Raw genomic sequence first — 23,568 nt, forward strand, 5'->3', positions numbered from 1 at the left:
TCTCCCCCGTCACGGACCCTGCACTGCCCCTTACTGCGTGCACCGCCCCGGGAACGTCACTGGGGGACCACACCCAGTCTGTCGAGGAAGCGGAAGAAGAGCTGCTCCGCGGAGGGTTCCGCCTTCGCGTTCAGTACGTCGAACAGCGGACCGGCGGGCACCGTCCTGCCCGATTCCGCGGCCCAGGCGACGGCTCGGTGCGCGGCGTCGCGCGGCTCCAGGAAGTAGTCCTCCACGGTCAGTTCGCTGTCGCCGAGGTATCCGGCCATCGCGCGCCGCGCCAGGCACGTGGTCCACGCGCCGCTCTCGGGCGCCGCCGCCTCGACGATCACGCAGGCGCTGTCCATCACGTAACCGAAGAGGGCGGGCGCGCCCGTCTCCCGGGCCAGCGTGTTCATGTTCCCGACGTCACGCGCGCCGTCACCGCCCGGCACCTCCCACACCTGCCAGCCGTCGGGCCGCCGGTCGAGGAGGGTCAGTTCGTCCCGCAGGCCGTCCCCCGTCGAGAACACCGCGAGCTCCGCGAGCGGCCGCTCACTCCTGCCGACGACGTAGTACCCCCAGTAGCCCATGCCCGTCCCCCCACGCGTTCCGCCCGCTCCGTACCGCAATTTTGTCGCTAACCGACCGTATCGGCGAGTTTCACGAAGTCGGACCAGGTCATGGTGGGTTTCCTGGGGTCCCAGAGCTTCTGCACGGTGGCCCGCAGGGGCATGCGGATGCCCTGGGCGACCTGCTCCTGGCTCTGCGCCCCCGCGAGGTCGCCCCACACCGCGAACGAGCCGCCGAGGATCTGGTCGTCGTACTTCTCGCTCACCGGCCGCGTGCCGCGGACGACCAGCGGGGTCCAGTCCTCGTAGATCCGCTGCCCGGTCGGGTAGCGGAAGGCGTTCGGCTGCCCGAGGACGTAGTAGAGGTACTCGTCGTTGTAGTTGACGAGTTTGCGGCCGGCCTTCAGATACTCGTCGGGCTCGCGCGCGCCGATCTCCTTGCCCGTCCAGTAGGCGACCTCCAGGTCGGCGGCGGCCTCCGCAGTGCCGCCCCGGAAGAAGCCGTCGTTCCAGGCCTTCGGCTTCTTCTCGTGCTTGCGCACGGTGTCGGCCCGGTCGTTCAGCCAGCCCGTCGCCAGGTCCTGCACACGGCCGCCGGGGCCGTAGCGCTCGCGGGCGGCGGCGGCCAGCTGCGGATAGGAGGCCTCGGGGTCCTTGACCGTGAGGGCCTGGTACTCATCGGCTCCGAGGTGCCAGTACGCGCCGGGGAACAGCTCCGCGTACTCCTCGAGCAACTCGTCGACGATCTTCGCCGCCGCCGGCTTCGAGATGTCGACGGCGCCGCGTGTGGCGCCGCCGCGGGCGTTGCGGAGCTGCAGGGAGGGGTGCTCGCGGATGACCGCGCCGAGGTGTCCTGGCGAGTCGATCTCGGGCACGACGGTGATGTGCCGGCTCGCCGCCAGCTTCAGGATGCGCCGGACCTGGTCCTTGGTGAGGTGGTCGGAGGAGACGATCTCCGGGTGCGAGTCCGACTCGATGCGGAACGCCTGGTCGTCGGAGAAGTGCAGGCCGAGCTGGTTGTACTTGAGGTCGCCGAGCTCGCGTATGCGGTCCTCGATCCACTCCACGTCGAAGTGCTTGCGGGCGATGTCGAGCATGAAGCCGCGCTGCGGCTTGGCCGGCCGGTCCCGCACGACGCCCTCGGGAGCGGTCCTGCCGCCGCTCACCTCCTGCTTGAGGGTGCGGGTCCCGTAGAAGACGCCGGCCTCGGCGGGCGCGGCGATCCGGACCTGCTCCCCCTTGACGGAGAGGGTGTACGACTCGGGGCCGCCCGCCTTCGACGCGTCCTTCGCCCCGTCCTTGGCGCCGTCCGTGAGCGCCAGCTCCACGTCGCCCTTCCCGGGCCGCGCGTCTCCCCCGTACCGCAGCTTCAGCTCACCGGCGAGCAGCCGCCCCTCGTCGGCCAGGCCGTCGTCCCGTATGACGACACGGCCCTTGTTCTCGGCGGGGCGCCAGCCGGGGCCGCGGGCCGCGGTGTGCTCGCGCACGGCGGGGATGGTGGCGGGGGCCTTGGAGAGCTCGTAGCTCTTGCTGGGGCTCGGAGCGACGGACGGGGCGGACTTGCCGCCCGCAGGCCGGTCGGCCGCCTTCCCGCCGTCGCCGCCGGGCCAGACCGCCACGGTCAGCACGACGGCTCCGGCGACCGCCGCGCCGCCCGCCGCGGCTATCGGCCCGCGCCTCACCGGGCACCTCGCGGCGCCGCCCTCGCACCCCGTGGTGCCTCCGGCGGCGATGTCCTCGGTGCCGTACCTGAAATCAGCGTCAGAACCAGAGCCATAGATCCACGCTACGACGCGTTCTCACACCCGGCTCGTCCACACTGTGAAGCGAAACTCTCCTATTCGGGTGAAATTCGCTCATCCTTCGGACACCTCTCCGCATGTCTCGATAGCGTTACGTCACCCCCACGCCCTCCCCTGCCGCCCCCTGCCCAGGAGCGCACGCTGCCCCCGCACCAGCCGACCCGGCTCGACGAGCTCAACTCCGCCACTCCGACCGCCGCCGAGGCCGCGCTCCTCACCTGCTGCGGCAGTCGGCGCTGGGCCCGCCGGGTCGCCGCCCACCGTCCCTACCCCGACGTGGACGCGCTGCTCGCGGCGTCCGACGAGGCGGCGTACGACCTGTCGCACGCCGACCTCACCGAGGCCCTGGCCTGCGAGCCCCTCGATCCCGCCGTCCCGCGCCAGAGCGTGCCGCCCGCCACTTCCGCGGCCGCCCACACCGCCCTGCGCGCCGCCCACGCCGCGTACGAGAGCCGCTTCGGCCACACCTTCGTCATCTGCCTCGACGACATCGCCCCGGACGAGGCCCTCGACCACCTGCTCGCCGGCATCCGGTCACGCCTCGGCAACGATCCGGAGGACGAGCGCGCCCTCGCCGCCGAGGAAATGCGGCGTCTCGCGCGCGGCCGGCTGGCCCGCCTCGCCCTGGGCCCGGCCCGGGAAACACCCGCAGGACACGCCGTCCGACACGCCGCCCGGGAGAGTCGCCCGCAAACGCGCCCCGATAGCCCGTACGTGCCTGTTTGATTGCCTGTTTGATCACACCTGCGGACCCGGGGCAGGGCTACCGACAACTCGTCGATACGATGACGGGCGGCCGGTGGACCGTACCCGGCCGGGCTCGTCCGACGCCGAAGCCGGCCGGCCCCAACCCCCGCTCCCGGAGGAACTTCCGTGCCGGCTGGAACGCTGTACCGCGGCCGGGAAGGAATGTGGTCCTGGGTGGCTCATCGAGTCACCGGCGTCCTCATCTTCTTCTTCCTGTTCGTGCATGTGCTCGACACCGCTCTCGTCCGCGTCTCCCCGGAGGCGTACGACGATGTCGTCAGCACCTACAAGACGCCGATCGTCGCACTCCTTGAGTACGGCCTGGTCGCCGCCATCCTCTTCCACGCCCTCAACGGCCTGCGCGTCATCGCCGTCGACTTCTGGTCGAAGGGTCCCCGTTACCAGAAGCAGATGCTCTGGACCGTCGTCGGCATCTGGCTCGTCCTGATGGTGGGGGCGCTCTACCCCGTCCTCGGCCACGCCGTCCGCGAAGTCTTCGGGAGCTGACGCCAGACATGTCTGCTGACACCACGCTCGACAAGTCCGCGACGTCCGGAGTGGGCCCCGTCGAGGGCGCCTCGCTCTACGACGTCGACAACCCCGCACCGGTCATCGAGGCGCCCCGCAAGCGCACCGGCAAGACCCCGCGCTCGACCCGCGGCAACTTCGAGATGGCCGCATGGCTCTTCATGCGTCTGTCCGGCGTCGTCCTGGTCGTCCTCGTCCTCGGCCACCTGCTGATCCAGCTGGTGCTCGACGGCGGTGTCTCGAAGATCGGCTTCGCGTTCGTCGCCGGCCGCTGGGCCTCGCCGTTCTGGCAGGTCTGGGACCTGCTGATGCTGTGGCTCGCGATGCTGCACGGCGCCAACGGCCTGCGCACGGTCATCAACGACTACGCGGAGCGCCCGAACACGCGTCTGTGGCTCAAGGGCCTGCTGTACACCGCCACGGTGTTCACCATCCTTCTGGGCACGCTGGTGATCTTCACCTTCGACCCGAACATCCGCTAAAGCCGAGGCGACTTCCGTGAAGATTCACAAGTACGACACCGTCATCGTCGGCGCGGGCGGCGCCGGCATGCGCGCCGCCATCGAGGCGACGAAGCGCAGCCGCACCGCCGTGCTCACCAAGCTCTACCCCACGCGTTCCCACACGGGCGCCGCGCAGGGCGGCATGGCCGCCGCGCTCGCCAACGTGGAGGAGGACAACTGGGAGTGGCACACCTTCGACACGATCAAGGGCGGCGACTACCTGGTCGACCAGGACGCCGCCGAGATCCTGGCGAAGGAGGCCATCGACGCGGTCCTCGACCTGGAGAAGATGGGCCTGCCGTTCAACCGCACCCCGGACGGCACCATCGACCAGCGCCGCTTCGGCGGCCACACCCGTAACCACGGCGAGGCCGCCGTGCGCCGCTCCTGCTACGCCGCGGACCGCACCGGCCACATGATCCTCCAGACGCTCTACCAGAACTGCGTCAAGGAGGGTGTGGAGTTCTTCAACGAGTTCTACGTCCTCGACCAGCTCATCGTCGAGGTCGACGGAGTCAAGAAGAGCGCGGGCGTCGTCGCGTACGAACTGGCCACCGGCGAGATCCACGTCTTCCAGGCCAAGTCCGTGATCTACGCGTCCGGCGGCACCGGCAAGTTCTTCAAGGTGACGTCGAACGCGCACACGCTCACCGGTGACGGCCAGGCGGCCTGCTACCGGCGCGGGATCCCGCTGGAGGACATGGAGTTCTTCCAGTTCCACCCGACCGGCATCTGGCGCATGGGCATCCTGCTGACGGAGGGCGCCCGCGGTGAGGGCGGCATCCTCCGCAACAAGGACGGCGAGCGCTTCATGGAGAAGTACGCGCCGGTCATGAAGGACCTCGCGTCCCGTGACGTCGTCTCGCGCTCCATCTACACGGAGATCCGTGAGGGCCGCGGCTGCGGTCCCGAGGGCGACCACGTCTACCTCGACCTCACGCACCTCCCGCCGGAGCAGCTGGACGCGAAGCTCCCGGACATCACGGAGTTCGCGCGCACCTACCTCGGCATCGAGCCCTACACGGACCCGATCCCGATCCAGCCGACCGCGCACTACGCCATGGGCGGCATCCCGACGAACGTCGAGGGTGAGGTCCTCGCGGACAACACCACGGTCGTCCCGGGTCTGTACGCCGCGGGCGAGGTCGCCTGCGTCTCCGTGCACGGCGCCAACCGCCTCGGCACCAACTCGCTCCTCGACATCAACGTCTTCGGCAAGCGCGCGGGCATCGCCGCCGCCGAGTACGCCGCGAAGAACGACTTCGTCGAGCTCCCGGAGAACCCGGAGGAGCTGGTCGTCTCCCAGGTCGAGCGGCTGCGCGACGCCACGGGCACCGAGCGGGTCGCCGAGCTCCGCAAGGAGCTGCAGGAGACCATGGACGCCAACGTCATGGTGTTCCGCACCGAGCAGACGATCAAGACGGCGGTGGAGAAGATCGCGGAGCTCCGCGAGCGCTACCTCAACGTCTCGATCCAGGACAAGGGCAAGCGGTTCAACACCGACCTCCTGGAGGCCATCGAGCTGGGCAACCTGCTCGACCTCGCCGAGGTCATGGCGCAGTCCGCGCTCGCCCGCAAGGAATCCCGCGGCGGTCACTACCGCGAGGACTTCCCGAACCGCGACGACGTCAACTTCATGCGCCACACCATGGCGTACCGCGAGGTCGGCGACGACGGCACGGAGACGATCCGTCTCGACTACAAGCCGGTCGTCCAGACCCGCTACCAGCCGATGGAGCGTAAGTACTGATGGCTACCCCGACCCTCGACAAGGAAGACGCCAAGCCCGAGGCGGGCTTCGCCGACTCCCCGTACATCACGATCACCCTGCGCGTCCGCCGTTTCAACCCCGAGGTCTCCGCGGACGCCACCTGGGAAGACTTCCAGCTGGAGATCGACCCCAAGGAGCGTGTCCTCGACGCCCTCCACAAGGTCAAGTGGGACCTGGACGGCACGCTGACGTTCCGCCGCTCCTGCGCGCACGGCATCTGCGGCTCGGACGCCATGCGGATCAACGGCAAGAACCGTCTCGCCTGCAAGACCCTGATCAAGGACATCAACCCGGGCAAGCCGATCACGGTCGAGCCCATCAAGGGTCTGACGGTCCTGAAGGACCTGGTCGTCGACATGGACCCGTTCTTCCAGGCGTACCGCGACGTGATGCCCTTCCTCGTCACGAAGGGCAACGAGCCGACGCGCGAGCGTCTGCAGTCCGCCGAGGACCGCGAGCGCTTCGACGACACGACGAAGTGCATCCTCTGCGCGGCCTGCACGTCGTCGTGCCCGGTGTTCTGGAACGACGGCCAGTACTTCGGCCCCGCGGCGATCGTGAACGCCCACCGCTTCATCTTCGACTCGCGTGACGAGGCGGGCGAGCAGCGCCTCGAGATCCTGAACGACAAGGACGGCGTGTGGCGCTGCCGCACGACGTTCAACTGCACGGACGCGTGCCCGCGCGGCATCGAGGTCACGAAGGCGATCCAGGAGGTCAAGCGCGCGCTGATCACGCGCCGCTACTGATCTCGCACCGTTTCTGGTCCGACCGGGCCCCGCTCCTTCTGGGAGCGGGGCCCGGTCGCGTTTCGGCTCGCGATGGTGAACAGGGTGAAGAGGTGACGGCGGGGCGGCGGGGGCGGCGATGTCGTAGCTCACATCCCGCTCTGATTGCCGCCCTTTTTTGTCCGCACAAATCCCGCAACACCCCGCCCGGACAAGGCGAAACGGGCTTGGCGCTGCCACCGGCCCCCCGGATAGCGTGAGTTCACACAAAGCAACTTCCGCCTCTTGCGTCTCCTCGGACGTCCACATCCAGAATTCGATCATCAGGAGTCCAGAGTGAACCGGCCCACCCGTCTCGTGACGGCCGCGCTGACCGTGTCCGCAGCCCTGCTGTTGACCGCGTGTGGTTCGGGAGGAGGTGACGGCGGGGCCTCCGACAAGATCGAGGGGGCCGACGGCGGCCGGCAGCCCAAGGCGTCGCCGAGCGCCCGGCCGGACGGTGCCGAGCGGCCCGAGGTGAAGCTGCCGGGCTCGTTCAAGGCCGACTTCGTGGGGTGGCACAACAGCGACCCGAAGAAGCAGGCGATCCTGGACGACGGCAGGGAACGCCTGAAGGCGGAGTACGCGGCCGTCATCGACGCCGACCCGCAGGCCGGAGCGGTGAGCTTCTACACCACGCAGCAGGCCCTGAAGTCCTCCAGGACGTACATCAAGGGGTACGTGGACAACAACCACACGCTGGTCGGCGCCGCGAGGGTGTTCAACCCGCAGGTGAGCCTCTCCGACGCCGGTGGCGTGCTCTTCTACTGCGTGGACGAGAGCAAGGGCTACACCGAGGACCGCAAGACGAAGAAGCGGACGGGCACACCCGACGACGTGAACCCCGTCCTCCAGTACCGCACCACTCTGAAGAAGACGCCCGAAGGGGTGTGGAGCACCGTTTCCCTGGAGACGGAGCGCGGGGGGTGCGACAAGTGACGGGGGCGCTGAAGCGGTCTGTCCCGCTGCTGGTCACGGCGGCTCTTGCGCTCGGCGCCTGCCCGGCGACGGCGTACGCGTTCGGTGAGGACGCGGACCACCCGCCCGCAGGACGGCCCGGCGGACCGTCCGGCGGCGCTTCCGGCAACTCGCTCACGGCGGGCGTCGGCACCAGCGTCACTGTGCGGCAGGTCAGCGGCGGCAAGGGCGGTTCGTCGAACAAGCCCATCGTGGCGGTCGACCCGAACTGGAAGCCGCCCTCCTGCTGGTACGAACCCGTGGCATCGCCCGAGGAGTTGAAGGACAGCGTCGAGAAGCTCAAGAAGGGCGGCGACCTGGTCCATGTGACGCCCTCGCTCAGCTGGGGCGAACAGCTCATGGTGGACCACTACGAAAAGGGCAAGGAACAGTCCGACGGCGCCAAGGGCTACAAGAACTTCAACCTGGGCAAGGACGGCAAGTTCTGGCGCGGGGTCATGAACCCCGACGTCGAGGACACCTTCGAGGCCCGGCAGTGCGAGACGAACCTGTTCTGGCAGGACGCCGCCACGATCCCCGACATCAAGAACGCGCCCACCCCGGAGATCCTGGCCGGCTACGCCTACAACAAGGTCAAGGTCCCCGACACCAAGGTCGAACTGAAGCCCGAGGGCAAGTCGACCGTGAACCTGCCGACGTGGGTGTGGCTGGACAAGGGGAAGTTCGAGCCGGTGAAGGTCCGCGCCGAGCTGCCCGGCACGGGCCTCTGGGCCGAGACCACCGCCAAGCCCGTCAGCCTGCACCTGGACCCCGGCACGTCGGACGCCGAGACCTTCCCCGCCGACGGCGAGTGCGCGGTCGAAGACGACGGCAGCATCGGCACCCCGTACACGAAGGGCTCCGCTAAGGAGGACCCGCCGTGCGGCATCAGGTACCTGCGGCCCACGAACGGCGAACCGTTCCGGATGAAGGCCTCCATCACCTGGCAGATCACCTGGGAGGGCAACGACGGCGCCGGCGGCGACCTGCCCGACGGCACCTTCGACGGGACGCAGGACGTCGCCGTCCAGGAGGTCCAGTCGATCAACCGCTAGTACCGACGGTGGGACATTGGGCGCCGGGGGGCGCGCCTGCGCCGGTGCGGCCGCCCCCGGCCTACCCTGACGGAATGTCAGACAACCAGTCGGTCGGCCTGTCCGCTGACCAGTCCGCAGAGCTTCTCGGCTTCGACAACGTCCTGTTTCCCGTCGGCGACCTGGGCGAGGCCGTCGGCTTCTACGAGCGGGCCGGGTTCCCCGTCGCCTTCCGCCTCGACGAGATCGGGCTCGCCATCCTGAAGGTGGGCAAGGAGACACCGGGCGTGCTGCTGCGCGTGGAGGACGGCATCGTCCCGCGCACGCCCTCGTGGCCCTCGCCCCGCCTCTGGCTGGAGGTCAGGGACGCCCGCGCGAAGGGGCAGGCACTGGCGGCCGCCGGGGTACCGCTGCTCGCCGAGCCGTTCTCCGTGGCCACCGGGTGGACCGTGGAGATCGCCGACCCGTGGGGCAACGTCGTCGGATTCGCCGACTACCTCAAGCGACCGGAACTCGCGCGCAGCTTCTGACCGGGGCCGGCGCGCGGCTCCTGACCGGGGCCGGGGCACAGCTCCTGACCGGGACCGGCGCGCGGCTCCTGAGGCGCTGGGTTACCGCCGGCCCGCCCCGCCGTCCGCCTCCGTCGCCGAGCCGGACACCACCCGTGCGGGCGGGGACGACGCCGTCAGAGCTGGCTGAGGATCGTCGGGTCCGTGATCTTGTCGTCCCTGGCCAGCATCATCGCCTTGCTGAGGATGACCGCCAGCGTCCGGTCGCCCTCGAAGGGCAGATATCCGGTGCCGCTCACGGGCGCCCCCGCACCCGACGCCGAGGGGACTATGCAGACGTACTGGTCCGCAGGCGTCCGCAGGATGTTCCCCGACCCCAGGTGGATCTTGTACGTGTGCAACTCGCCCCGCACGTGCAGGAACCGTCCCTCGACCGTGCACCGGTCGCCGATCGCGAGCCGCGGCACCAGGCGGGCGACCAGGTCCCTGCGTGTCTCCGCACCCGGCCCGAGCTCCCCGAATCCGTACGCCGTCCAGTACTCGCGGAAGCGTCCAGCGGGGCCGCCGTCCTGCCATGTGGGGTCGTTGCCCACGCTGGCCACGCCCACGAACAGGTCGACGTCGCGCAGGACTTCGCTCAGGACCAGCTCCGGTATCTCCTCCAGGGGCAGCGGGTCGACCGGTTCCCGGCCGTCGGTGAGCCACATGCGGTACTCGCCGCCGCCCGCGTGCGCGGAGTTCTCCGGGGCGTCGATCGGGTAGAAGCGGACCTGGTCGGTGCGGACCCGCAGATAGCTGCCCGCGTCGGTGAGGTCCTCGGTCCAGTTCTCCCCGCCGATGCCCTCGATCCAGTACTCGGCGCGCAGCCCCCACCTCGGCAGCTCCCGCACCGCGGGCGGGTACTCGTCGTCCACACACAGGCGCAGCTTGTTCCGCCAGCCCCGCGCGGCGGCGAGGGAGTTGAACTGGTGCTGGCGCAGGACGTGCGCGGCGAAGCGGTTCGAGTACGTCTCCGTGGTGCGCTCGGCGTCGGTGAGGAGGTACACCTCGCGGTGGGCCTGCTTGAAGGGCTGGGTGATGCCGTGCCGCTCCAGCCAGTCGCGCCAGGCGACGATCTCTGCGGGCTCGTGGCCGACGGGGTGCCAGAGCCGGACCGTCGAGCCGTCCTTCACCGGGTCGTCGGTGAGGGTGCGCAGCTCCCCGTCGGCGTACCCACAGGCGGTGCCGTCGACGGTCCACAGGAGGCGGCGGGCGAGCGTGCCGACCAGGGGGTGGTCGATGAGGCGCTCGCGCCACGCTTCGTACGTCCACTCGCGGCGGGCCAGGAACTGCCGGTCGAGCCGCTCCGCCTGCGCCGAGAGCATCTTGTCGATGTCCTTGACGGCGGCCCTCAGCTCCTTGAGGTCGTCCGGGTGGTCGCGCTTCACGGCGGCGGGCACCGCCTTGACCTGCTTGCCCGTGCCGTTGCGCCACTGGAGCGCGGCCTTCGTCCCGGTGATCGTCAACTCGGCCTCGCAGTCGCCGAGCCGGCGCACGGTGTGCCCGACCTCCGTCAGGCCGTACGCCGGGACGGCCAGCTCCTCGACCTCGTCACGGCTCAGCCCGAGCGCCTCGGCGCGCGCCTCCAGGCCGGTATTGATCATCTTGAGCGTGGTCTTGTACGTGACCCGGGAGGCCAGGCGGGACAGTTCGGCGAGGGATTCCTCACCGTCGGCGCGGGCGAGCGCGACGACGCCGGCGTTGGCCACCTTGGGGTTGCGGGGGCCGAGCCCCTGGATCTTGCGCAGGGACGTCTCGACGAGGGCGCCGAGGGTGCGGGCCGACTCCGGGTGGGGCGGGAGCAGCGCGAGGGTCCAGGCGAGGCCGCGGATCGCGTCGGCGTTGAACGGGTCGTACTCGTCGTTCGGCGTGATGCCGTGGCCGTAGGTCAGGAGCGGTTGGGTGCGGGGCGCGCCGACCAGCGCGAGCCATGTCACCAGCGTGCGGCGCACCTTGTCGGGGTCCAGGGACTCGACCAGGGTGCGGGCCGTCTGCTCCCACTTGGGGGTGGGCTTGGCGCTCTTGGCGGTGAGCGCGTGGCGTACGAGCGCGCGCCAGGTGGCGTCGAGGCCGGCGAGGTCCTCCAATGCCCGGTCGGACCAGGGCTCGCCCGGGTTGAGCAGTGGCTCCGACAGCGCGGCGACCACCTTCTTCAGGCGGGCATCGCCGTGCCAGTACTGGACGAGGAGGGTGCGCCGCAGGGCCGCGACGGCGAGCGCGGGCGGGGTACGGCCGGCCGCCGCCTCGGCCTCGACGAGCGCGAGGGCCTCGCGCGTCGACCGCACGCAGTGCGCCGAGCCGAGCTCCTCCAGGCGCCGGGCACGCTCCGCCGAGAGCGGGTCGCCCGGCAGGTCCTTGCCGATGATCGCGAGCAGCGTGAGGGCGTTGATCCGCGTCGGCGACTCCAGGTGATACGGATTGCTGAGCTCTATGAGGGAGTCCGCGATCCGGTGGCGCTGTTCCTGGGGCAGCCCGTGGACGACGGCGAGGACCTTCTCGCCGTGGTGGCTCCAGTCGTTGTCGTTGGTGATGGCCGTCTTCAGGAGCTCCTCGGCGAGCCCCCGCATGTCGTCGGCGGCGGCGAACCGCTCCACGTTCCGCACGCGCTCCAGGTAGTACATGGTCATCAGCCCCCCGCCAGCGGGACGAGCTTGAGGAAGGTGACCTCCGTGCCGGGTGCCAGGTCGACCTCCGCGTCCAGGTCCTCCACCTGCCGCTCACCGACCAGCACCAGGAAGCCGTTGCGCCCGAACGCCTCGACGGCCTGCCGGAACTGCCGCTCGGGGTCTATGCGGCGCGGGGTGCGCAGCGCGTATCCGTTCAGTGTCTGCTCCGCGTCCGTGGGCCGGACGAGACCGCGGAAGACACCGGGCGTACTCGCGTTGTACTCCGCGACCTCTTGGAACACCCTTCGCCGGATCACCTCGCGCAGCGCGAGCCGCTCCTCCGCCACATCGAGCCCCCCGCCGGTACGGCGCTCCCCCGCTGTCGTCTCATCGACGAACGTCACCATTCCCATGCCCTCGACAGTAGAGGCCACCACTGACAACGACCGTCGGCACCGGCTCGCTCAGCCCCGCACCGGCGCGCTCAGCCCCGCACCAGCGCCCACACCGTCTTGCCGTACCTGCCGCGCCGCCACACGCCCCACGCCTCCGCGACCGCGTCGAGGAGCCGCATGCCGCGGCCGCTCTCGTCCTCCCAGGCGTCCGCCGTGCGCAGCTCGGGCTCCGACGGGCTCTCGTCGGACACCTCGATGAAGCACGAGCCGTCGGCGAGCACCGTCACCGCGACCTCGAACTCCCGCTCGACCACAAGGCCGTGGAGGATCGCGTTGGTCGCCAGCTCCGACACGAGGAGCACGGTGTCGTCGAGCGCCCCGTCATCCGCCGTCTGCCCCCAGGCCGCGAGATGGTCGCGCACGCGTGTACGGGCGAGCGGCACCGACGCGGGGTGCGGCGGCAGTCTGAAGGCGTCCCGTCTCAACAAGTCCCCAATCCCCCTCCGACGCCTCAATGCTGCGCAGAGGAACCGCGCGGTGTCACCGCGGCACCACTGGGCTCACCCATATCTGGCCAGTTCTGAACCAAATACCCCAGGAAAGAAGCGCGTTGGCGGCACCGCGGGCGGCTCAGGCCTGTCTCGACGCGAGTTCCACGACCGTGATGTCCGACGGTGCCCCGACCCGTACGGGCGGCCCCCAGGCACCCGCGCCGCGTGTCACGTACAGCTGCGTGTCGCCGTACCGTTCCAGGCCCGCGAGCGTCGGATTGGCCATGTCCGCGACGAGGTTGCCCGGCCACAGCTGGCCGCCGTGAGTGTGGCCGGAGAGCTGCAGGTCCACGCCGTGCTCGACGGCGTCGTGGATGACGACCGGCTGGTGGGCGAGGAGCACGGAGGCCCGCGAGCGGTCCCGGTCGCCGAGCGCCTTGGCGAAGTCGGGGCCCTTGCCCTCGTCCTCGCCCGCCACGTCGTCGACGCCCGCGAGATCGAACCCGGGAAGTTCGGTGCGGGCGTTCCGCAGCGGGTGCAGGCCCAGTTCGCGTACGTGGTCGACCCACTGCTCGGCACCGGAGAAGTACTCGTGGTTGCCCGTCACGAAGTACGCGCCGTGCTTCGCCCGCAGACCGGCGAGCGGCGCGGCGGCGGGGCCCAGGTCCTCGACGCTGCCGTCCACCAGGTCACCGACCACGGCGATCAGATCGGGCTGCGTGGCGTTGACGGTGTCGACCACGCGCTGCGAGAAGCCGCGGCCGAGGATGGGCCCGAGGTGGATGTCACTGACCACGGCGATCCGGAACCCGTGTGCCCCGCGCGGCAGTTTCGCCAGGGGCACGGTGACCCGCTTGACCTTGGGGCCGCGGAGCACGCCGTACGTTCCGTAGCCGACGGTTCCGGCCGCCACGGCCGCGGCGGCACCGCCGACGACACGGGAGACGAAGAGGCGGCGGGAGGGGGCGGGCGCGGGGCGCGCGGGCGCGGTCTCGGGTTTTGGTTCGGGCTCGGGCTTTGATTCAGGCTCGGGTTCGGGCTTTGGTTCAGGCTTGGGTTCGGGCTCGGGCGGCGCGTCAGGTGTGACGTCCGCCGCGGCCGCGGACACGGATACGGGCTCTGGAACGCTCTCCCGTCCCACCCACCGCCGCAGCAAGGGACGTACCAGCTCCCCCACGAGCAGCGCGAGCAACAAGTAGAGCGAGACGGCCAGCCACATGAACCCGGGCCAGGCGAGCACCTGCTGCAGCAGGAACGGCGCTCCGGAGCGCTCGGCCACGAGCGCCCCGAACATCAGCAGGGGCCCCGCCACGAAGACGGCCGTTCCGGCGCGCCGGGCGAGTCCGGGCCCGGCCGTGGTGTCCCGCACCAGACGGCGCCACGCGTACCAGTGGAGGGCAGCGAAGGCCGCGAGGACGGCGAGGCCCACAAGGACCGTGAGGACGACCACGGCTATGACGTTCTACGCAGAGCACGGACTCCACGGAACCCGATGACCCCTACCACCGTCCCCAAGACAAAGGAGACAACGGCAAGCGTCAGGTGCACCCAGAAGTACCCGGTCGGGTTGTCCGCGTCGTCGAAGGCGAGCCCGCTGCCGTCCTTCCACAGGTTCTTGACGAAAGTGATCCAGATGAACCAGCTCCACACCCCGAAGGCGAGCAGGAACCAGGAGACAGGGCGGCTGAGCTTCATGCGTTCAGTATCGCGAGGTCCCCTTCCGCACCGCCGCCGGGGTGGGGACGACGGGACACAGAGCACCTCGGGAGCGAGTCGCACAGCCCCGCCCTGTACGTTCTCGTCCGTGCCTGCCGTAAAAAAGACCGCCATGTTGGTCGCTTCCGCCGCATTGCTGACCATGTCGACCGCGGCGCCCGCGCTGGCGGACGGGAAGCCGGGAGACGACAAGGACCAACCGAAGCCGCCCTCCAGGATGTCCACCGTGGGCGGTGCGCAGCTCGGCGAGCCGGGCACCCAGGTGAAGCTCAAGGCAGGCGCCCCGGTGTTGCCCAAGGACCTGACGGGGCGTTCCTGGATCGTCTCGGACGCCGAGTCGGGTGAGGTCCTCGCCTCGCACAACGCGCACTGGCGGCTGCCTCCGGCGAGCACCCTGAAGATGCTGTTCGCGGACACGGTCCTGCCGAAGTTCCCCAAGTCGCAGAAGCACAAGGTCACACTCTCCGACCTGGAGGGCATCGGCGCGGGCAGCAGCATGGTCGGCATCAAGGAGAACGAGACGTACTCCGTGCACGACCTGTGGCTCGGCGTCTTCCTGCGGTCCGGCAACGACGCGGTGCACGTCCTGTCCGCGATGAACGACGGCATCCCGCAGACCGTCAAGGACATGCAGAAGCACGCCGAGGAGCTGCAGGCCCTCGACACGCACGTGGTCTCCCCCGACGGTTACGACGCCAAGGGGCAGGTCTCCTCGGCGTACGACCTGTCACTGTTCGCCCGCTCCGGGCTGCAGAAGAAGGACTTCCGCGAGTACTGCGCGACGGCCACGGCCCAGTTCCCCGGTGAGACGAAGAAGATCAAGAAGGGCAAGGACAAGGGCAAGACGAAGCGCGAGTCCTTCGGGATCCAGAACACCAACAAGCTGCTCACCGGCGGCTCCGGAGTCACCCCCTACAAGGGCATCGCGGGCGTCAAGAACGGCTACACGTCGAACGCGGGCAACACCTTCACCGGTGTCGCCGAGCGCGACGGCAAGGTGCTCCTCGTCACCGTCATGAACCCCTCCTCCGGAGAGGCCCACGCGGTCTACAACGAGACGGCGCGGCTCTTCGACTGGGGCTTCAAGGCCGTCGGCAAGGTCGACCCGGTGGGTGAGCTCGTCGCTCCGAAGGGCGCCGCCACGGGTGGCGCCGGCAAGGGCGCCCCGGGCAGCGGCGGCGAGGGTGCCGTCGAGAAGGCGGCGCACTCCTCCGACGGCGGGTCGAGCGGCATGGGCATCGCGCTCGGGATCGCCGGTGGCGTGCTCGCGGTGCTCGCCGCGGGCGCCTTCGTGCTCAGGCGCCGGATGCCGCTGCCGGGCCAGGCGGGCCGCCAGTCGCGTCAGGACTGACGGCGGGGCGGACACCGAGGCCAACGGCCCGGCGCGACGGATCAGCCCGCGCGCCGGGCCTGCGTGGACCGTGTCACCCGCGCACCAGCACTACGAGGTACGCGGGCGACCCGGGTGACGCAGTTGAACAGGTGACGCAGGTCACGCTTTCCAGCGGGCACTCAGGAGATGCTCCTCGGGCGGCGGCCCTGGCAGATCGGCACGCGGCGCGGCGGCGATCCCGCCCAGTGCGATCGCGATGAGCCGACGCCGCGCGGCGTGCGCCTCGGCGGTGAGTTCGGCATCGCCGAGGTCGTGGATCTGCTCGACCATCGGTGAGCGGCCGAGTTGCTCGATCAGCAGGATGATGTCGGTCGCCGTCACGTCGTGACGCAGCCCGCCGCAGCGGTGTGCGCGGTCGACCAGTGCCTGGAAGTCCCGGTCCGCCTGAGCGCTGAGCTCGGCCACCTCCGGTGGGACAGAGGCCAGTTTCCCGAGCGGCGAGAGTGTCCCCTGGCCGTACTCGACGCTCTCCAGGATCAGACCCGCCAGCCCTTCCCACGGATCGGGGTGGGCAACGGCCCGGCGCGCCGCCTCCAGCCACTGCTCGTTCGCCAGCACCAACAGCCGCTCGAACAGCGCCTTCTTGCTCGGATACCGCCGGTACAGCGTGCCCGTGCCCACGCCGGCGGCCTCGGCGATGACGTTGACGGATACGTGCGCCCCGTCCCGGGCGAACACCCGCCGCGCCGCCTCCAACAGCGCCGCGTCATTGCGCGCGACCTCGGCCTGTCGTGCTTGCTGCTGTCTCGAGACACCCATGAGCCCATCCTAGACCTTGCGGAGCAATTTACTCCGCGCTAGATTGACCGTTGTGCGGAGCGAATTGCTCCGCACAACGGTCGACGTGAGAGCGTCCGCGCAGGGGAGTAATCCGATGAATGCCGTAACTGCCCACACCACCAGCACCGACGACGTCAAAGCCATCGAGCAGGTGGTGGCCGCTGTCGAGCGGACCCAGCGCGCCAAGGACGCCGAGGGCTTCCTGGCCCTCTTCCAGCCCGAGGCGGTGTGGACGACCGCCCACGGCAAAGTGCTGATCGGGTTCGACGCCATCGCCGACTTCACGCGGGCCGTGCTGCCGAACGCCGAGTGGGACGGCGAGGTCACCTACGAGGTCGTCCACACGCAGTTCCTGCGGCCCGACGTGGCGGCCGTCAAGGTCCGGCAGGTCTACCACACCGCGGAAGGCGGCGACGAAGGCGCTCCGCTGTACGTCATGACCAAGGAGAGCGACGGGAACTGGCTCCTGCACACCGGCCAGAACACCCCGGTCCTCAAGTCTTGAGTGCCGGCGCCTCGTCGTCCGCCGCAGGTACCTCCGTACGTGCCGCCTTCCGCGTCGCCGTCCAGGCGGCGCAGAAGAGCAGCAGCTTGGCGGTGAAGTTGATCCACAGGAGCAGTGCGACGGGCACTCCGAAGGCGCCGTACATGTTCTTCGCGGCGACGCCCTTCATGTAGCCGCCGAGGAGCAGCTTGAGGAGTTCGAATCCGGCCGCGCCGATCAGCCCGGCGGTGACGAGCTCGCGCCGGTGCGGCTGTACGCCAGGGAGCAGCGTCAGGACGTAGAGCAGCAGCAGGAAGTCCGCGAGGACGGCGATGGCGAACGCGACGACCTGGAGCAGCACGGTGCCCCAGCCCTTCTCGTCGATGCCCATGAGGTCGGCGGCCCAGCCGACGGCGGTCGATGCGAGCCCGGACGCGGCGAACGACGCGAGTCCGACGCCGCCGAGCCCGATGAGCACCCCGGCGTCCTTGGCCTTGCGCAGGACGGGGTTCTCCTCCTCGTCCGGCAGCTCCCAGACGGCCCGCAGGCACTCCCTGATCGAGCCGACCCAGCCGATGCCGGTGAAGAGCAGCAGAGCGCCCGCGACGAGGCCGACGGTGCCGGCGTTGGCGACGAGCGCGTCCAGGTTCAGCTGGTCGGAGATGCCGGGGACCTGTTCGGAGATCTTGTCTTCCAGCGTGTTCTGCTGCTTCTTCGTCAGGGTGGCCGCGGCGATCGCGGCGGCGACGGTGAGCAGGGGGAAGAGCGCCAGGAAACTGATGAACGTCATGGCGGCGGCGAGGCGCGTCCAGTGCACGTGGTCGAGCCGGTCGTACGCCTGCCACGCGTGCGTGCGCATGCCCTTCTCGACGAGGGGCCCGATTCCGGGGAGTTTCTTCAGCCAGTCCATGACGCCTCCGTGCCTGTGGTTCTGCCTGTTGTCCTGCCCGGTGAGCGGAAGACCAACGTCCGGGTACCCCAGAACCGCAGGACAGTGGCGAGCGCCATACCGATTCCGGCGCCCGAGACGGTGTCCGCCCGCTGCGAGGTGAGGCCGAGACCGTAGTGGGACACGGCGATGCACAGCAGTTGGACGAGGGCGCCCGCGATGTTGACGGCGAAGAACACCACGTACTGGCGCAGCCGCGAGACCTCCGTGGCCCTGCTCCGGTAGGTGCCGAGCGCGTTGCCGGCGTACGCGACCGAGCACCCCGCCACGAAGGAGAGCGCTTTGGCGGTCAGCGGGTCCAGGCCCACGGGTCCGCGCAGCCAGATGAACAGCCCGAGGTCGGCGGCGTACGCGCAGATCCCGACGGCTGCGAAGCCGAGCAGTTCGGGCCAGAGCGTCCGCAGCCGTTCGCGCAGGGAACGCACCGCCGTGCCCAGGGAACGCACCGTCGTGCGTAGGGAATTCAAACTCACCAGTCCGCGACCGCGAGTCCGTACATCGCGAGCCACACCAGGCCGATCACAGCGAGCGCCCGGTCCCGCAGGACGACGTCCTCGGGTTCGCCTGCCGTGCCCCGGTCGGCGAAGACCGCGTAGCGCAGGATCGCGAGGATGAAGGCCGCCATGGACAGCTGGCGCCAGGGCAGCAGGCTTCCGTTGGCGGTGCCGCCCTCCTCCATGGCCCACAGGCAGTAGGCGAGGACGGCGACGCCCGCGGCCAGTTGCCAGACGAAGCGCAGGTAGCCGGTGGTGTATTCGGTGAGCAACGCGCGCGTGGCGCCCAGTTTCTCCGAGCTCGCCGACATCTGGACGGATTCGGAGTAGCGCTTGGCGGAGACCATGAAGAGCGCGCCGAAGCCGGTGGTGATCAGGAACCAGCGCGAGAGCGGGATCTCCAGGGCGAGGCCGCCGATCATGGCGCGCATCAGGAAGCCGGTCGTGACGATCGTGAGGTCGACGACGAGGACGTGCTTGAGGCTGATGCAGTAGGCGAGTTGCATGCCGACGTACGCGGCCAGGAGTGCCGCTGTGAGCGGCGTGCACAGGACGGCGGCCGCCGCGGGCGCGAGGACGGCCAGGAGCCCTCCGACGGCGTATGCGACGGGCACCGGGACCTGCCCGGCGGCGACCGGCCTGCGGCACTTGGTGGGGTGCGCGCGGTCGGCGTCCGCGTCGCGCGCGTCGTTGATCAGGTAGACGGCGGAGGCGGCCGCCGTGAACAGCACGAAGACGATCGCGACTTGAGTGAGGGCGTGCCGCGAGAAGAGCTCGCCGGCGGCCGCGGGGGCCGCGACGACCAGGACGTTCTTCACCCACTGACGGGGGCGCGCGGTCTTCAGGAGGCCGAGCGGCAGGCTGATGGTGACCGGGCGCCGCGCCGGGCGGGGCGGCTCCAGGACGGTGGAGATACGTTCAGGCATCGCTGCCTCCGTTCATCCAGGCGGCGCCCACGCGCGCGGTGAGCGCGCCGAGCGCCGCGCCAGCGGCCACGTCCGAGGGGTAGTGGACGCCGACGACCATCCGGGAGACACACATCGCGGCGGCCAGCGGCGGTACGAGGTGGGCGCCGACGGGGCGCAGGGCGCCGTACGCGACGGTGGCCGCGGCGGCCGACGTGGCGTGCGAGCTGGGGAAGGAGTGCCGGCCTGCGGTGCGCACGAGGGGCTCGACGCCGTTGTGGCTGCCCGGGCGCGGGCGGCGGACGATCCGCTTGACGCCCATGCTGGCCAGGTGCGCGGTGGCGGTGAGCGCCGTGCCGCGCAGCCACGCGCCGCGGCGCTCACGGTCGACGGCGGCGCCCGCGAGGCCGGCCGCGATCCAGAGCGCGCCGTGCTCGCCGGTCCGTGACAGGGCGCGTGCGGCGGCCGCCACACGCGGGTTGGTGCCGCAGTCGCGGAGGGCCGACAGCAACCGGTGGTCCATGTCGTGCATGTCGCCTCTATTTCGAAGACGTTCGAGAGCCGGGCATCTCAACTCTTCTAAACAACATGCTCATAATTCCGTCAATGTAGGATGACACTCCATCAATCACCCATTTCGGTGAGGACCGGGACTGTTGGAGCGAAGGGTCCACATACGGGCGATACGGTCACCTTCATGCCTGCCGACTCGCCCGCCGATTCCCCTGCCCGCGCCTCGATCCCCGCGGCGTCCGCCGTGTCCGTCTCCGGCTGGGGCCGCACCGCACCGACCACCGCCCGGCTGGTGAGACCCCGCACGCAGGAGGAGGCGGCGGCAGCGGTGCGCGACTGCGGGGAGCGCGGCGGCATCGCCCGCGGCCTGGGCCGGGCCTACGGAGACGCCGCGCAGAACGCGGGCGGCGCCGTCTTCGACATGACGGGCCTCGACCGGGTGCGCGTCATCGACGCCGACGCGGGCACGGTCGTCTGCGACGCGGGCGTCTCACTGCACCGCCTGATGGAAGTCCTGCTCCCCCTCGGCTGGTTCGTGCCGGTGACCCCGGGGACCCGCTACGTGACGGTGGGCGGGGCGATCGGCGCCGACATCCACGGCAAGAACCACCACGTCTCGGGCTCCTTCTCCCGGCACGTCCTGTCGATGGACCTGCTGACCGCCGACGGCACGGTCCGCACGGTCGAACCCGGCAGCCCGCTGTTCGACGCGACGGCCGGCGGCATGGGCCTCACCGGCGTGATCCTTTCGGCGACCGTCCAACTCCTGCCGGTCGAGACGTCCTTGATGACGGTCGACACGGAACGCGCCACGGACCTCGACGACTTGATGGCCCGCCTCACCGCCACCGACCACCGCTACCGCTACTCGGTCGCCTGGATCGACCTCCTCGCGCGCGGCGCCGCCATGGGCCGCTCGGTCCTGACCCGCGGCGACCACGCCCCCCTGGACGCCCTTCCGGAGCGGGCACGCGCGCGTAGAGCCCCTCTCGCGTTCCGCCCGGGCCGGCTGCCCGCCGCCCCCTCCTTCCTGCCGGAGGGACTGCTCGGCAAGGCCTCCGTGGGGCTCTTCAACGAACTCTGGTACCGCAAGGCACCCCGCTCCCGCACCGGCGAGCTCCAGAAGATCTCCACCTTCTTCCACCCCCTGGACGGCGTCCCGCACTGGAACCGCGTCTACGGCCGCGGCGGCTTCGTGCAGTACCAATTCGTCGTCGGATACGGCAAGGAGGAGGCCCTGCGCCGCATCGTGCAGCGCATCTCGGAGCGTGGCTGCCCGTCCTTCCTCGCCGTACTGAAGCGCTTCGGAGAGGGCGATCCGGGCTGGCTCTCCTTCCCGCTGCCCGGCTGGACCCTCGCCCTGGACATCCCGGCGAACCTCCCCGGGCTCGGCGCCTTCCTCGACGAGCTCGACGAGGAGGTGGCCGCCGCCGACGGGCGCATCTACCTCGCCAAGGACTCCCGCCTGCGGCCCGAGATGCTCGCCGCGATGTACCCCCGGCTCGAAGACTTCCGCGCCCTGCGGGCCGATCTCGACCCGCGTGGAGTGTTCCGCTCGGACCTCTCCCGCCGCCTCGCCCTCTAGGAGACCGGTACTCATGAAAGACGCCTTCGGCACCCCCCAGTCCCTGCTCGTCCTCGGCGGCACCTCCGAGATCGGCCTCGCCACCGCGCGGCGCCTCGTCGCCCGCCGCGCCCGCACGGTGTGGCTGGCCGGCCGCCCGTCCCCGGACCTGGAGAAGGCCGCGGCCGGCCTGCGCGACATGGGCGCGGACGTGCGGACCGTCGCCTTCGACGCGCTCGACCCCGAGTCCCACGAAGCGACCCTCGGCAAGGTCTTCACCGAGGGCGACATCGACATGGTGCTGCTCGCCTTCGGCATCCTCGGCGACCAGGCACGCGACGAGGACGAGCCCGTCGCGGCGGTACGCGTCGCCCAGACCAACTACACGGGCGCGGTCTCCGCAGGACTCGTCTGCGCCCGGTCGCTGCAGACCCAGGGACACGGCTCCTTGGTGGTGCTCTCCTCGGTGGCGGGCGAGCGCGCCCGCCGGTCGAACTTCATCTACGGCTCCAGCAAGGCCGGACTCGACGCGTTCGCCCAGGGCCTGGGCGACGCGCTGCACGGCACCGGAGTGCACGTGATGGTCGTCCGCCCCGGCTTCGTCCGCTCGAAGATGACCGCGGGGCTGGAGGAGGCGCCCATGGCGACCACTCCGGAGGCGGTGGCGGAAGCCATCGAGAACGGCCTGCGGCGGCGCTCGGAGACGGTGTGGGTGCCCGGGGCGCTGCGGCTGGTCATGTCGGCCCTGCGCCACGTGCCCCGGTCGGTGTTCCGGCGCCTGCCGGTCTAGCGGGCCGTCGGGGGCCCGCAGCCCTTCGGGGACTCAGCGGGCCTTCGGGGGACTCAGCGGCCCTTCGGGGGCTCGTAGGTGGCGACCGTGGGCAGGGTCAGTGTTCTGGCACCTCTCTGCAGCACATAGACCTTGCCCACGCCGACGAACTTCCTCGTGCCGGGCACAGGGGCGATCGGGTCCAACCAGAGCTGTTGCTTGGCTCCGGCGGTGACCTCCCCCTTCGCGGGCAGCTTCGGCCAGGACGGCCTGACGCAGCGTCCCTCCGGAGTGCGATAACGGCGTACTCCGGAGAGGAGGCCTCCGTCCTCCCCGTGTGCGGCGATGCCTCTGGAGAGGCACGGGTCCCGGTCGGCGGCCTTCTGCCGATGCCAGCGCGAACCGTCCCAGCGCAGCAGGATGTGCTCGATGGACGGCTCCTTCTCGACCTCTCCGTGGTTGAAGGAGTGCGAGCCGTACGCCCACACCTCGGTCGGAGAGACCACCTCGACGCCGTCGAGCGACGCTCCCGGCTCGGGCGGCACGGGGTCGGGGAAGCGGTACTCGGGCGTCCGCGTGAGCGTCCATGTCCTGCCGTCCCAGTGCATCGCGGCGGGCTGGCTGAGCTCACCGCCGTCACCGCCGACCCCGGAGCCGCTGTCCCGGTGGCCGACCGCCCACAGGTCGTCCCCCGACGTGCCGTCGAGCGCGGTCGGCGCGGCGGGCAGGGTGTGGGTGTTCCAGCGGGCGCCGTCCCAGTGCAGAAGCCGCTTCTGGCCGCCCACCACCCACACGTCGTCGGGTGCGAACACCTTGATCTCGGTGACGATGCCCTGGAGCGGCGGCCGGGGCACGCGCTGCCATCGGGTGCCGTCCCAGCGCGCCGCGCTCGCCCCGCCGCGGGGACCGAAGCCGAACAGCCATACGTTGTCCGGGCCCGACGAGCCGAGCAGCGGATGGAAGCGGTTCCCGTCGAGCTCCGCGGGCACCTTCTGCCGCTGCCATCCGCTGCCGTCGTGGCGGACCAGGAACTGGCCGCCGGGGTCGTCCATGGTGCCGTTGCGCAGCTCGTACCCCGCCGCCCAGATGTCGTCGGCGGACGACGCGGTGACGGAGGTCAGTTCACCGTCGACCGTCTTGTCGACGTACTCCAGCTTCCAGGACCCGCCCGCGGCGGCGGCACCGGACGAGGCGCGGCCGGTGGAGGTCGTGCGGGTGGGCCCGGCGCCGTCGCTCCCGCACCCGGCTGCGGCGAGAGCGAGGACGGCCAGGATCGCGGCGGTCTTGGCGGTCTTCTTCAT

At 70.5% G+C, this 23,568-nt stretch carries 25 protein-coding genes; 12 read left to right on the forward strand and 13 right to left on the reverse strand.

Features of this window, described 5'->3' with window-relative positions:
* Nucleotides 1-56: 56 nt before the first annotated feature.
* Nucleotides 57-572 (reverse strand): hypothetical protein, encoded by a 516-nt coding sequence (locus tag ACZ7LU_RS15145; RefSeq protein ID WP_471916891.1) that lies wholly within the window; start codon nucleotides 570-572, stop codon nucleotides 57-59.
* 47 nt (nucleotides 573-619) lie between these two features.
* Nucleotides 620-2,233 (reverse strand): beta-N-acetylhexosaminidase, encoded by a 1,614-nt coding sequence (locus tag ACZ7LU_RS15150; RefSeq protein WP_471916892.1) that lies wholly within the window; start codon nucleotides 2,231-2,233, stop codon nucleotides 620-622.
* A 234-nt stretch (nucleotides 2,234-2,467) separates the two neighbouring features.
* Here ACZ7LU_RS15150 and ACZ7LU_RS15155 point away from each other — a divergent pair, with 234 nt between their 5' ends.
* From ACZ7LU_RS15155 to ACZ7LU_RS15190, 8 genes are all read left to right on the forward strand, one after another.
* Nucleotides 2,468-3,079 carry a 2-oxo-4-hydroxy-4-carboxy-5-ureidoimidazoline decarboxylase gene (locus tag ACZ7LU_RS15155; RefSeq protein ID WP_471917079.1) on the forward strand — a complete coding sequence of 204 codons (612 nt, stop codon included), beginning with the start codon at nucleotides 2,468-2,470 and terminating at the stop codon, nucleotides 3,077-3,079.
* Nucleotides 3,080-3,226: 147 nt separating this feature from the next.
* Complete coding sequence (gene sdhC / locus ACZ7LU_RS15160; protein WP_369214962.1) at nucleotides 3,227-3,607, forward strand: succinate dehydrogenase, cytochrome b556 subunit; 381 nt, start codon at nucleotides 3,227-3,229, stop codon at nucleotides 3,605-3,607.
* 8 nt (nucleotides 3,608-3,615) lie between these two features.
* A complete protein-coding gene (locus tag ACZ7LU_RS15165; protein WP_398300438.1) occupies nucleotides 3,616-4,110 on the forward strand; it encodes a succinate dehydrogenase hydrophobic membrane anchor subunit in 495 nt (164 codons plus the stop codon).
* Between the two features lie 16 nt (nucleotides 4,111-4,126).
* Entirely contained in the window at nucleotides 4,127-5,881 is a 1,755-nt protein-coding gene (gene sdhA, locus ACZ7LU_RS15170; RefSeq protein ID WP_470978531.1) for a succinate dehydrogenase flavoprotein subunit, read from the forward strand.
* The gene (locus ACZ7LU_RS15175; protein ID WP_398300436.1) at nucleotides 5,881-6,651 is read left to right on the forward strand and encodes a succinate dehydrogenase iron-sulfur subunit; all 771 of its coding nucleotides are present in this window, start codon (nucleotides 5,881-5,883) and stop codon (nucleotides 6,649-6,651) included. Before sdhA ends, ACZ7LU_RS15175 begins: the two co-directional genes overlap by 1 nt.
* 315 nt (nucleotides 6,652-6,966) lie before the next feature.
* The gene (locus tag ACZ7LU_RS15180) at nucleotides 6,967-7,608 is read left to right on the forward strand and encodes a hypothetical protein (protein WP_471916893.1); all 642 of its coding nucleotides are present in this window, start codon (nucleotides 6,967-6,969) and stop codon (nucleotides 7,606-7,608) included.
* Nucleotides 7,596-8,681 carry a hypothetical protein gene (locus ACZ7LU_RS15185; protein ID WP_471916894.1) on the forward strand — a complete coding sequence of 362 codons (1,086 nt, stop codon included), beginning with the start codon at nucleotides 7,596-7,598 and terminating at the stop codon, nucleotides 8,679-8,681. Before ACZ7LU_RS15180 ends, ACZ7LU_RS15185 begins: the two co-directional genes overlap by 13 nt.
* A 98-nt stretch (nucleotides 8,682-8,779) precedes the next feature.
* Complete coding sequence (locus ACZ7LU_RS15190) at nucleotides 8,780-9,190, forward strand: VOC family protein (RefSeq protein WP_398301400.1); 411 nt, start codon at nucleotides 8,780-8,782, stop codon at nucleotides 9,188-9,190.
* 155 nt (nucleotides 9,191-9,345) lie between these two features.
* On the opposite strand, the gene ACZ7LU_RS15195 is transcribed toward ACZ7LU_RS15190, so the two are convergent.
* The 5 genes from ACZ7LU_RS15195 to ACZ7LU_RS15215 form a co-directional block, all read right to left on the reverse strand.
* Nucleotides 9,346-11,835 carry a DUF4132 domain-containing protein gene (locus tag ACZ7LU_RS15195; protein ID WP_471916895.1) on the reverse strand — a complete coding sequence of 830 codons (2,490 nt, stop codon included), beginning with the start codon at nucleotides 11,833-11,835 and terminating at the stop codon, nucleotides 9,346-9,348.
* Nucleotides 11,835-12,227, reverse strand: a complete 393-nt coding sequence (locus tag ACZ7LU_RS15200) for a hypothetical protein (protein WP_471916896.1) — start codon at nucleotides 12,225-12,227, stop codon at nucleotides 11,835-11,837. Before ACZ7LU_RS15200 ends, ACZ7LU_RS15195 begins: the two co-directional genes overlap by 1 nt.
* Nucleotides 12,228-12,298: 71 nt before the next feature.
* Entirely contained in the window at nucleotides 12,299-12,697 is a 399-nt protein-coding gene (locus ACZ7LU_RS15205) for an ATP-binding protein (RefSeq protein WP_398300426.1), read from the reverse strand.
* Between the two features lie 142 nt (nucleotides 12,698-12,839).
* Nucleotides 12,840-14,150: a metallophosphoesterase gene (locus ACZ7LU_RS15210; protein ID WP_471916897.1), complete on the reverse strand. Its 1,311-nt coding sequence runs from the start codon at nucleotides 14,148-14,150 to the stop codon at nucleotides 12,840-12,842.
* Nucleotides 14,151-14,152: 2 nt separating this feature from the next.
* A complete protein-coding gene (locus ACZ7LU_RS15215) occupies nucleotides 14,153-14,395 on the reverse strand; it encodes an SCO4848 family membrane protein (protein ID WP_062778448.1) in 243 nt (80 codons plus the stop codon).
* Nucleotides 14,396-14,504: 109 nt separating this feature from the next.
* Between ACZ7LU_RS15215 and ACZ7LU_RS15220 the strand changes: the two genes are divergently transcribed.
* The gene (locus tag ACZ7LU_RS15220; RefSeq protein ID WP_398300422.1) at nucleotides 14,505-15,767 is read left to right on the forward strand and encodes a D-alanyl-D-alanine carboxypeptidase family protein; all 1,263 of its coding nucleotides are present in this window, start codon (nucleotides 14,505-14,507) and stop codon (nucleotides 15,765-15,767) included.
* Nucleotides 15,768-15,908: 141 nt separating this feature from the next.
* On the opposite strand, the gene ACZ7LU_RS15225 is transcribed toward ACZ7LU_RS15220, so the two are convergent.
* Nucleotides 15,909-16,568, reverse strand: coding sequence for a TetR/AcrR family transcriptional regulator (locus ACZ7LU_RS15225; RefSeq protein WP_398300420.1), 660 nt, complete (start codon nucleotides 16,566-16,568; stop codon nucleotides 15,909-15,911).
* Between the two features lie 115 nt (nucleotides 16,569-16,683).
* Here ACZ7LU_RS15225 and ACZ7LU_RS15230 point away from each other — a divergent pair, with 115 nt between their 5' ends.
* Nucleotides 16,684-17,094, forward strand: coding sequence for an SgcJ/EcaC family oxidoreductase (locus ACZ7LU_RS15230; protein ID WP_471916898.1), 411 nt, complete (start codon nucleotides 16,684-16,686; stop codon nucleotides 17,092-17,094).
* Here ACZ7LU_RS15230 and ACZ7LU_RS15235 read toward each other — a convergent pair.
* Genes ACZ7LU_RS15235 through ACZ7LU_RS15250 form a run of 4 tightly spaced genes read right to left on the reverse strand, consistent with a single transcriptional unit; the run spans nucleotide 17,084 to nucleotide 19,953 of the window.
* Nucleotides 17,084-17,983, reverse strand: coding sequence for a YihY/virulence factor BrkB family protein (locus ACZ7LU_RS15235; RefSeq protein ID WP_468315833.1), 900 nt, complete (start codon nucleotides 17,981-17,983; stop codon nucleotides 17,084-17,086). The two genes, ACZ7LU_RS15230 and ACZ7LU_RS15235, sit on opposite strands and share 11 nt — an antisense overlap.
* The gene (locus tag ACZ7LU_RS15240) at nucleotides 17,971-18,468 is read right to left on the reverse strand and encodes a GtrA family protein (RefSeq protein WP_471916899.1); all 498 of its coding nucleotides are present in this window, start codon (nucleotides 18,466-18,468) and stop codon (nucleotides 17,971-17,973) included. Before ACZ7LU_RS15240 ends, ACZ7LU_RS15235 begins: the two co-directional genes overlap by 13 nt.
* A gap of 23 nt (nucleotides 18,469-18,491) precedes the next feature.
* A complete protein-coding gene (locus tag ACZ7LU_RS15245; RefSeq protein ID WP_471916900.1) occupies nucleotides 18,492-19,442 on the reverse strand; it encodes a decaprenyl-phosphate phosphoribosyltransferase in 951 nt (316 codons plus the stop codon).
* Nucleotides 19,435-19,953 carry a phosphatase PAP2 family protein gene (locus tag ACZ7LU_RS15250; protein ID WP_468315840.1) on the reverse strand — a complete coding sequence of 173 codons (519 nt, stop codon included), beginning with the start codon at nucleotides 19,951-19,953 and terminating at the stop codon, nucleotides 19,435-19,437. The genes ACZ7LU_RS15245 and ACZ7LU_RS15250 overlap by 8 nt, the downstream gene beginning before the upstream one ends.
* 165 nt (nucleotides 19,954-20,118) lie before the next feature.
* Here ACZ7LU_RS15250 and ACZ7LU_RS15255 point away from each other — a divergent pair, with 165 nt between their 5' ends.
* A complete protein-coding gene (locus tag ACZ7LU_RS15255) occupies nucleotides 20,119-21,519 on the forward strand; it encodes an FAD-binding protein (RefSeq protein WP_471916901.1) in 1,401 nt (466 codons plus the stop codon).
* Nucleotides 21,520-21,532: 13 nt separating this feature from the next.
* Nucleotides 21,533-22,288, forward strand: coding sequence for a decaprenylphospho-beta-D-erythro-pentofuranosid-2-ulose 2-reductase (locus ACZ7LU_RS15260; protein WP_398300408.1), 756 nt, complete (start codon nucleotides 21,533-21,535; stop codon nucleotides 22,286-22,288).
* Nucleotides 22,289-22,341: 53 nt separating this feature from the next.
* Here the strand turns inward: ACZ7LU_RS15260 and ACZ7LU_RS15265 are convergent, their stop codons facing one another.
* Nucleotides 22,342-23,568 carry a hypothetical protein gene (locus ACZ7LU_RS15265; RefSeq protein ID WP_471916902.1) on the reverse strand — a complete coding sequence of 409 codons (1,227 nt, stop codon included), beginning with the start codon at nucleotides 23,566-23,568 and terminating at the stop codon, nucleotides 22,342-22,344.

The organism is Streptomyces sp. NPDC039462, from assembly GCF_055639375.1.